At 37.0% G+C, this 8,838-nt stretch carries 16 protein-coding genes and 1 pseudogene; 10 read left to right on the forward strand and 7 right to left on the reverse strand.

Features of this window, described 5'->3' with window-relative positions; genetic code table 11:
- The 7 genes from ACFIL8_RS06280 to ACFIL8_RS06310 all read right to left on the reverse strand — a co-directional run.
- Nucleotides 1–563 (reverse strand): DUF1376 domain-containing protein (locus ACFIL8_RS06280; protein WP_375689158.1); only part of this gene is annotated, 563 nt, incomplete at its 3' end.
- The gene (locus ACFIL8_RS06285) at nucleotides 553–888 is read right to left on the reverse strand and encodes a hypothetical protein (protein WP_375627591.1); all 336 of its coding nucleotides are present in this window, start codon (nucleotides 886–888) and stop codon (nucleotides 553–555) included. The genes ACFIL8_RS06285 and ACFIL8_RS06280, both read right to left, overlap by 11 nt.
- Nucleotides 878–1,351 (reverse strand): crossover junction endodeoxyribonuclease RuvC, encoded by a 474-nt coding sequence (locus ACFIL8_RS06290; RefSeq protein ID WP_375668714.1) that lies wholly within the window; start codon nucleotides 1,349–1,351, stop codon nucleotides 878–880. Before ACFIL8_RS06290 ends, ACFIL8_RS06285 begins: the two co-directional genes overlap by 11 nt.
- A 405-nt stretch (nucleotides 1,352–1,756) precedes the next feature.
- Nucleotides 1,757–2,122, reverse strand: coding sequence for a hypothetical protein (locus ACFIL8_RS06295; RefSeq protein WP_375677142.1), 366 nt, complete (start codon nucleotides 2,120–2,122; stop codon nucleotides 1,757–1,759).
- Nucleotides 2,123–2,196: 74 nt separating this feature from the next.
- Nucleotides 2,197–2,514, reverse strand: a complete 318-nt coding sequence (locus tag ACFIL8_RS06300) for a dATP/dGTP diphosphohydrolase domain-containing protein (protein ID WP_375613946.1) — start codon at nucleotides 2,512–2,514, stop codon at nucleotides 2,197–2,199.
- Between the two features lie 122 nt (nucleotides 2,515–2,636).
- Entirely contained in the window at nucleotides 2,637–3,005 is a 369-nt protein-coding gene (locus ACFIL8_RS06305) for a hypothetical protein (RefSeq protein WP_375613947.1), read from the reverse strand.
- A gap of 18 nt (nucleotides 3,006–3,023) precedes the next feature.
- Nucleotides 3,024–3,398, reverse strand: coding sequence for a hypothetical protein (locus tag ACFIL8_RS06310; RefSeq protein ID WP_375613948.1), 375 nt, complete (start codon nucleotides 3,396–3,398; stop codon nucleotides 3,024–3,026).
- 83 nt (nucleotides 3,399–3,481) lie between these two features.
- Here ACFIL8_RS06310 and ACFIL8_RS06315 point away from each other — a divergent pair, with 83 nt between their 5' ends.
- The 10 genes and pseudogenes from ACFIL8_RS06315 to ACFIL8_RS06360 all read left to right on the forward strand — a co-directional run.
- On the forward strand, nucleotides 3,482–4,099 hold the full coding sequence (locus tag ACFIL8_RS06315) for a S24 family peptidase (protein WP_012754749.1): 618 nt from the start codon (nucleotides 3,482–3,484) through the stop codon (nucleotides 4,097–4,099).
- A gap of 245 nt (nucleotides 4,100–4,344) precedes the next feature.
- On the forward strand, nucleotides 4,345–4,719 hold the full coding sequence (locus ACFIL8_RS06320; RefSeq protein WP_375621129.1) for a hypothetical protein: 375 nt from the start codon (nucleotides 4,345–4,347) through the stop codon (nucleotides 4,717–4,719).
- A gap of 65 nt (nucleotides 4,720–4,784) precedes the next feature.
- Nucleotides 4,785–5,177, forward strand: a complete 393-nt coding sequence (locus ACFIL8_RS06325; RefSeq protein WP_183194579.1) for a Rha family transcriptional regulator — start codon at nucleotides 4,785–4,787, stop codon at nucleotides 5,175–5,177.
- A gap of 9 nt (nucleotides 5,178–5,186) precedes the next feature.
- Complete coding sequence (locus ACFIL8_RS06330) at nucleotides 5,187–5,945, forward strand: antA/AntB antirepressor family protein (RefSeq protein ID WP_375689161.1); 759 nt, start codon at nucleotides 5,187–5,189, stop codon at nucleotides 5,943–5,945.
- A 12-nt stretch (nucleotides 5,946–5,957) separates the two neighbouring features.
- Entirely contained in the window at nucleotides 5,958–6,275 is a 318-nt protein-coding gene (locus ACFIL8_RS06335; RefSeq protein WP_375607465.1) for a hypothetical protein, read from the forward strand.
- A 12-nt stretch (nucleotides 6,276–6,287) separates the two neighbouring features.
- Nucleotides 6,288–6,827, forward strand: a complete 540-nt coding sequence (locus ACFIL8_RS06340; RefSeq protein ID WP_375613984.1) for a hypothetical protein — start codon at nucleotides 6,288–6,290, stop codon at nucleotides 6,825–6,827.
- On the forward strand, nucleotides 6,827–7,228 hold the full coding sequence (locus ACFIL8_RS06345; RefSeq protein ID WP_375613985.1) for a hypothetical protein: 402 nt from the start codon (nucleotides 6,827–6,829) through the stop codon (nucleotides 7,226–7,228). Before ACFIL8_RS06340 ends, ACFIL8_RS06345 begins: the two co-directional genes overlap by 1 nt.
- Nucleotides 7,222–7,605: a hypothetical protein gene (locus ACFIL8_RS06350; protein ID WP_273790346.1), complete on the forward strand. Its 384-nt coding sequence runs from the start codon at nucleotides 7,222–7,224 to the stop codon at nucleotides 7,603–7,605. Before ACFIL8_RS06345 ends, ACFIL8_RS06350 begins: the two co-directional genes overlap by 7 nt.
- Before the next feature lie 243 nt (nucleotides 7,606–7,848).
- Nucleotides 7,849–8,658, forward strand: a complete 810-nt coding sequence (locus tag ACFIL8_RS06355; protein ID WP_375627699.1) for an ERF family protein — start codon at nucleotides 7,849–7,851, stop codon at nucleotides 8,656–8,658.
- A 1-nt stretch (nucleotide 8,659) separates the two neighbouring features.
- Nucleotides 8,660–8,838, forward strand: a pseudogene (locus ACFIL8_RS06360) (exonuclease); the annotation flags it as partial.

The following is an 8,838-nucleotide window of genomic DNA, read 5'->3' on the forward strand; positions in this document are numbered from 1 at the left end:
ACAGCAGCAACCTCTGTTGGCTCGTCAACCAAATCGTTTGTTTCTAAACTTTCAGAACCAATTTCTTTTTTTGCTAAAACGTTAGTTTTAGTTTTTTTATTATATATGTTTGTATTGTTTGTTATAGCATCACAAGCATCATGCTTAGCATTATGCTTAGCGTCATTAGCATTATCACAAGCATCATGCTTAATATCACAAGCATCTTTTGTATTTTTATCCCATCTTGCCTTCGCTGCCTTCTGCGCTCTCTCTGAAAACTTATTCAAATTCTCATTAGAGTTGTTGAGTTCCTCTTCAACCTGTAAACTCCATAAACGACCGTCTTCTAAACGTATCAGTTTCTCATCACTCAATAAAAAATCTAGCGCTTTATTAAAAGCTTTTACTGAACAACCAGAAATGCGTGCTAATATAGAGGCATTCTCAAGAATTGGCTGTCTCTTCTTATACATAAGCAATATCAACATCATATAAGTCGATATTTGATGCGACGTCATTCCACTAGCATCAGATACCCAATCAGAAGGAAAACAACGAACCCAAGCTAACTTAGTTGACATATTTCCCCTCCTGTTCTTTATTATTATTTAGATCTTCATTGAAGTTATTGAGTTCCTCCTCAACTTGTGAACTCCACAAACGACCATCTTCTAAACGTATGATGACTCCAACCCTCAATAAATAATCTAACGCCTTTTCAAATCTTTTTACTGAACATTTAGTAAGATAAGAGAATCCTTGTGAATTATTTATAAGAGGTTCGCCAGTGTAGAGCATTTGCAAACGCAACCTGAGATAAACATTGCATTCAATCGCTGGTAACAAAACAATATCAAGAAGACACTTCTCTACATTAATTGTTACAAACTTATTTCTATTGGACATCCCCAATCTCCTTTCCTTTAACTAAATATAAAATTGCTAAAGCATCTGCTTCGTTGTCGTCTTTAGGCACATGTCCTTTTGCACATACCGCCTTAATCATTTCTTCTTTTGAGGCGTTGCCTTTTCCTGTTGTTGCCTTCTTAATTGTGCCAACAGGAATGCCTTCATATGGTATCTGATGATGTTCACACCACGCTGTTAAGGTTGCTAGAAAGCCCCCATAAATATGAGAAGCGTCTGTACCCACATGCCGGCGCACCTCTTCAAAATACACCGCGTCAATTTCATCAACAGATCTCTTTAGTTCAGTAAGCCACCGTTTAAAGCGTAAATAACGCATACCACCGCCTTCAAAACGGCGTGATTGAAAATCTTCTGTATCGCTTGTTATGTGACCATCCGCACCGCATATCGCCCAGCCTGTCTTAGTCCCTAGATCAAGGCAAAGAATTGTATGAGACATCTAAATCACCAGTACCTACTTCTCATTAATCTTGTGCTTTAAACTCTCAATCTCAGCATCTAATTCCTTAAGAATTTTCTTCTTTTTTATGACGGGTTGAGCAGAAGTATACACTATGTAAATAGGCGCAACTAAAAGTATAAAAACCATCATTGCAATAAAAAACACTGCATTTATTGATATGAATAAGTAGAGTACTAATTCACCTAGATTCATGTTCCCACCCCATTCTTGAAGATATGCATTTTCAAATCGTGTAAAATTTTATGTTTTTTCGAAATGATCTCACGGAGTTTATCGTTCTTTTTGTCTAATATTTCCGAGACAACAAAGGAGATTATAAGTAAATCAAAGATCACAAATGCAATACCCAAAGCTATCGCTGTCACACTCATCTTTTTTCCCTCACTTTCTTTTCTTCTTATGAGGCGGCGTTTTTACTGCACCTTCACGCTGCTTAAGCTCTTGTCTTAGTCTTTCAATTTCCTCGTCACGTGATTGAACATCTGCTTTTAGTGCCATCACTACTTCACTTACATCTCTGAATGCCTTTTCATGTTCTTCAGTCCTTTGTTGTAGTTCTTTTATCGCTCTATCGCGTTCTTTAATTGCAATATTCAGATCACTAGTTCTCTTTGCCACGTCCTTTGAAGATGCACTTCTTGACCACGCGTATTCTTCATCAAGAGTTTTTATGCTGCTTTTTAAAGTCAAGACCTGCTCTTTAAGAACTTTGACTTTGTTGCGATAATAAAATACAACACGCAACATCGCTCCGCATACAAGCAAAGCTCCCAAAACTACCAAGCCCGCTATTAAAATCTCATTCGAACTCATTCTGATCTCTATTCTTTGCTTTTAGGGCGGTCATCTCGGCCAATCCGTTTTGCCTCGCATTCCATTAAAAAAAGAATGCAACAAGCCGCATGTGCCAAGTGTGATAAATTACTCTCGCCATCCTTATTCTCTCCACCAAACCATGCTAATAAATGACGTAAAGAAGCTCCATACAAACGGCTCCAATTCATGCCATGACGCCAATTGCTTGCACCGTATTTGTTTTCTCCAAGCTCTAAAACTCTACCGATTTCAATCAGTGTCAACGGTGGAATAAGATCAACACGCGGTTTACCAATGTCATTCTTATGTGCTTTAAAAACCATGATTATCCCCCCTTAAGGCTCTACGTATTTATATGTTTGCTATGACAGAGCGTTTAGTCATAAATTAAAAAAAATGAACTTACTCAATTCAAAAATACACTGCATGCCTCATCTCGTTACATTTAATGTTTGGACCGATTGTGTTTTTCAAAAATTTTTTGAGAGTTTTCTTTGAAATATTTTGTGTCGCCATGCATCTTTATGGACAATTCTGGTCCTAAAGAATTTTTGGCTATTAAATGGTTGTTTTCATCAAAAGAAAAATTCCAATCAGAATTATTAAAAACGATTGTACAGCCTTCTGGAAAACCTATTTCCTGTATTAAATCTTTCAAAATATAAAAAGTATAATATGATTTTTGCAAAACATTTACATAGCTTTGCTCTTTTTTACGATATAAATAAAAAACTTTACGATAGGCCCACAAACAAAAAACCGTAATTACATTGGTCGTAAAAAGTATAATAATTGCCGCTAAACCATAATCCATCTTTACTTTCTTTCTTCTTTAAGAGTGTGAATGATGCTGTTGATGTTCGTTATTATCTGTAGGGGCAGCAATATGAGAAGATATTACTGTTTGTGATGCATTTGCTGTACTAATTTTCTCCACCAGATGAAGCGTATCTTTTCTTCGTTTTGTCATTGGACGAACAACTCTATGGGATTTACTCCCATAATTATGTAGGAACCAATCTAGTGTAACCCAAGATAGACCCTTGGCTTTAGACAACTGAATAATTATATTCCAGTATTTTGGAGAAATACTATTGCGATCACGCATTTTACGCGCAGCCTCATAGCTACAACCAATTTCTTTTGCAAATTGGCGTATAGATCCCCAAGATTCAATCAAACTTTTGACATAAAAATCATTAACCATGACACAAATAGTACATTACGTACAATTTTAAATCAAGATAAAATCGTACACAATGAATTAAAAAAATAGTGGATAATGTACAAATGACTTATTTGCCAAAAGATAGACTTAAAATAGCGCGTAAGAATGCTGGATACGCAACACCAAGCGAAGCTGCGCGCGCTATACCAGCTCTTAATCAAAATACCCTAATTAGTCACGAAAATGGAAATCGTGGTATTTCGCGCCAAATAGCCGAGCTCTATGGACAAGTATTTAATGTAGATCCGGGGTGGATTTTGTATGGCGAGTCTCCTCAAGAAAATCCTAACCTCAATATAAGTATTCCTGTCGTTTCATGGATTAGCGCTGGAGAATTAAGCGAGCAAGATGGGATAATGGATTTTTCAGATTATCCTATGACAGAGGCTGTTAATCTTCCTGCCGGTGAATGGATTGCTTTACGTGTAGATGGGGCATCTATGAATAAAATTAGCCCTCCAGATTCTATAATATTTGTAAATATGCGAGACAAAAAACTTGTGCCTAATGCCTGCTATGTAATTGCAGATGAATCTGGACAAGCGACATATAAACGATACAGACCTAATGATGATCCTCCTTTTCAGCCCGCTTCATACGACAAAACAATAAAGGCTCCAAAACTTGAAGGCGCTATCTCTATAATAGGTCGTGTACGGCGCACTATTCTTGATATGTAAACACAATACGATTCTCTGTTCACGTTATCGATTAGATTGCCATCAACAGATTGAAGCAAGTTTGCTTGATTTTTATCAGTAAACAGCAAAATTTTGATTCTCTAAATTGTGCCGTGATTCGTCTTTTTTTATTTTTTTTTAAAAAATAGTACATTATGTACTTGACTATCTTTAGTGCATAATGTACTAATATATCCATAAACCACGCACGAACAATCGCCAAGAGGCGTTAGGGAGGAAAAATTATGGATAAGCCAATTCTTATAAATTCTGATGAAATCTTATTAGTTGTCTATGATGATGATCAAAACATTGGTCGGTCGGGACCACTGGATGAAAGCCAAGTTCTAAAAATTATTGACGAGGCAGATGATGCAATCCAAATCTTTCGCATCAATCCTTCTGAGAATAATTGTGAAGATATCTCTGAAGAAATTGCAGAAGCATATGTAAAAGAAAATATCGAACATCTCCACGAGGAGAGTAAAGTTCATGACTTTGTACTCGAAAGTGATGCTTACCAAGAACTTTTAGACGAGATCGCAGACGAAAAATATAATGATGAGATTTACGGTACTTATGAACAACAACACCGTTTGCGTCCTTGTGATGTGCTTTAAATTCTGAGGGCGTATTTAAAAGCGCCCCCTTTCATTCATCAATCCCACCCAATATGAGGTCCGTAATGGAAAAGCTAATTGCTATCCAGCAAAATACAAACAAACACGAAACAATTCCAACCATGTCTAGCATTGAAATTGCAGAGTTATGCGGTAAAAGACATGGCCATGTAATGCAAGATATTCGTAAACTATTTAGCGAACTTAAAATCGACCTGAGTAATTTTGCTGGATTATACAAAGATTCAACAGGTCGTACTCTTCCTTGTTATCATCTTCCTAAACGTGAATCTCTTATTGTCATTTTAGGTTATAACACTGTGTTACGCGCAAAAATCATAGATTATTGGAAAAAATTAGAAGAGCAAGCAGCTAATCCCCAAATCGATTTTTCGAGACCTGAAATACGAGCAGCTATCATGATGCATCTTAAAAATAAAATTAAACAGACTGCATAGGAGTTCATCATGAACACTCTCATAGAGATTAAAGAACAAATCATTGATCAGGAAATAGTTCAGACAGTAAATGCACGTGATCTGCATGCATTCTTAGAGGCAAAACGTGACTTTTCAAATTGGATTAAGGACCGTATTACCAGATACAATTTTATAGAAGGAGAAGACTTTGTAAAAACACAAGATTTGCGGTCGCCAAATTTGGCGAGCGCAAAATCTAGGGCTGTTATCGCGATTAACTACTATCTCACACTCGATAGAGCCAAAGAACTTTCTATGCTTGAGAACAATCAGAAAGGGAGAGAAGCCCGTTTATACTTTATCGAATGTGAAAAGCGTGTAAAGCAAGTAGTAACACCACAAATCGACTATTCAAGTCCAAAGGCTATGATTGGCTTTTTGAATTACCTACAAGGTCAAATAGATCAAAAAGATAACATTATTGCAAATTTAAAACCAAAGGCAATGGCTCTTGAAAGCTTACAGCGTCATAATGGACTCTTCAGTCTTACAGAAGCCGCTAAAATACTCGAGATGCAACCAAAACAGTTCATTCTCTTCTTACAGAAAAAAGGTTGGGTTTACAGACGAGCAGCAGGTGGAAATTTGCTACCTTATCAAGACAAAATCCAAAAGAAACTTATGGATTGTCCAACTATCACACTTCAAACCGCAAATGGAATAGAAAAGGTCATTCCTTGCGCAAAAATCACCACAAAAGGTATGGGGCTGCTGTCTCAAGAGCTTAAAAGACAAAGCATGCATTAAGAGGAGGTTATTATGATAAAAAAGAAATATAAACTCACTGATGAAACAATCAAAATTGATGGAATAACGCTTTATCGCATACGCGCCTTAAAAGATTTTGATGATGTCAAAGAAGGCGACCTTGGAGGCTTTGTCGAGAGTGAATGGAATCTTAGCCATGATGATAATTGCTGGGTTGGAGGCAATGCTTGTATTTATCAAAATGCATATATCTCTGAAAATGCGAAGGTTTATGATGATGCCGAAGTTTATAATAACGCAAAAGTTCGTGGTAATGCCATAGTAGCCGGCGATACAGCATTTTATGGAAGTGACGCTATTTTAAGGTAGGGGGGATAAATCATGGAAAAAAAATACGAATTGACTGATGAAATGGATGAAGTTGGCGGACGCACGCTTTACCGCATACGTGCATTAAAAGATTTTGGAAATGTCAAAAAAGGTGACCTTGGCGGTTTTATTGAAAAGGAAGGCAATCTTAGTCATGGGGGCGATTGTTGGGTTGGAGATTATGCTAGGGTTTATGATAATGCTCGTGTTTATCAAAATGCACATATTTCCGGTTATGCCTATGTTTATGGTGATGCGCGGGTTTATGGAGATGCACTCGTTTCTGATGAAGCAAAAGTTTACAATTATGCAGAAATTTACGGTGATGCATACGTTTACGGTGACGCTAAAGTTTTTGATCATGCACATGTTTATGGCAATTCTCATGTTTATTATGAAGCATATGTTTACGATAAGGCAAGCGTTTATGGAAATGCAAAAGTTGGCGGTAATACACACATTTACGGAAATGTAAAAATTTACGGTGATGCGGATTTACGTTGTGAAGATTGGATTGGCAGCAATAGCAGAATATCTACTGGAGCAAACTAATGGAAAAGAAGTACGAACTTACTGATGAGAAAGCTGAGTTTAAAGGGGTAACTCTTCACCGTATCCGCGCTTTAAGAGACTTTGGAGTTATTAAAAAAGGTAATTTAGGCGGCTTTATAGAACATGAAAACAACCTATCGCATCATGGTAATTGCTGGGTAGGTGGTAATGCATTCGTCTTATCTTGTGCTTGCGTTTACGATAATGCTCAAGTTTATGATGATGCTGAAGTTTATGGTAGTGCACGAATTAAACATAATGCACATGTTTACGGTTTTGCCGAAGTTTATGGAATGGCAACAGTTTCCGGTAATGCACGTATTTATGGCGACGCAAAAATTTATCGTGATGCGGATATTGATGGCGATAACGTCATGTCCACTGGAGAAAAAGCATGGTGAAAAAATACGAATTGACTAATGAAACCACCGATATTGTAAGTTGCCATACATTGTACCGCATTCGTGCTTTAAGAGATTTTGATGATGTTAAGGCTGGGGACCTTGGGGGCTTTATAGAAAATGAAAGCAATCTCTCTCATGATGGCAATTGCTGGGTCTATGATAATGCTTGTGTTACTTGGGGTTCAAAAATTTATGACAATGCAAAAATTTATAATAACGCCCGAGTATATGGTGGTGGTCGCATTTTTGAAAACGCACAGATTTACGGAAATGCAATTGTTTATCCCAATGCAAGAGTTTATGGCGACGCAAAAATTTACGGAGATTCAGAGATCTGCGGAGAAAGCCGTATCACAACAAACGAGAAAAAATAAATCATGTATAAATATGGAATTAAACCTACCTTGTGTGCACAGTTAGTTTTGAGAAATACTCACAATCTAGGTGAACTTTGTATCACTATCTCTGGGTATAAAGACGAGCCTTATGTAGATACCATAATTTCTGAAGACATAATGCAACCTATAAAATCCAAACTCTAACAACCAAACAACATTTTTAAACACCAGCGTGATTCACGCCACGGGTGAATTGCGCTCAAATAGGAGGAAATCAAGATGAGTGAACTAAGTACCACACGAACGGAATTAGTGGAAACAACGAACGATTGTGAAGTCAAATCTACAGCTATGGAGCTGATTTTAGAAAGAGCTCTAAAAGATGATGTCGATATGGAACGTCTCAAGAGCCTTCTTGAATTGCGAGAAAAGGAGATAGAACGACAAGAGCGTCAAAACTTTGTCCGTGATCTTTCTACTATACAAGTGGAATATAAAAATATCGAACAAAATGCCATTAATACACATACTAAAAGCACCTATACAACGCTTGATAAATATATTGATGCTATTAAAGAACCTCTTGCAAAACATCACTTTGCCTTGTTCTCTCGTATCAAAGACCAGAATTCAAATAGTATAACCGTAGAAATGACTTTAAAGCATATATCGGGCAATGAAATATCAACACAAGGAACATTTCCCCTTGATGCTACGGGGAGTAAAAACAACGTACAAGCGGTTGGTTCTACTATAAGCTACGCACGTCGATATCTCTTAGGCATGCTTCTTAATGTTGCAAGAAAAGAAGACGATACAGATGGAATAACACTTCTTGCGGGTATCTCTTCTGAACAGATGAATGAAATCAAAGAATTAATTAAAAAAACACAATCTGAAGAAAGTAGGCTTCTCTCTTTCATAGGAGTAAAAAATCTAAAAGATATGTCTTTTAAACAAGCACAAACCGCTTTGTTTTCTTTGAAAAAAAAGCAACGAAAGCAAATGAATAAAGCACAACAAGAGCAATTAGATGCACCTATACAAGATATCGAATATGCGCCAACTCAACAAGAAACGGCGGTGTGAAATGGAACAAAGGACAGCAGAGTGGTTTCAAGCGCGCTTGGGTAAAGTCACTGCATCTAATGTCTACAGCGTACTCAGTAAGACAGCTAAAGGCTTGCCTACCAGCAAATATGAAGACTACAAAACGAAACTCATGACAGAACGCTTAATAGAGGAAATAAGCCAATCTTATACAACACC

It is taken from the genome of Bartonella sp. AP57NXGY, assembly GCF_042195805.1.
Lineage (GTDB): Bacteria > Pseudomonadota > Alphaproteobacteria > Rhizobiales > Rhizobiaceae > Bartonella.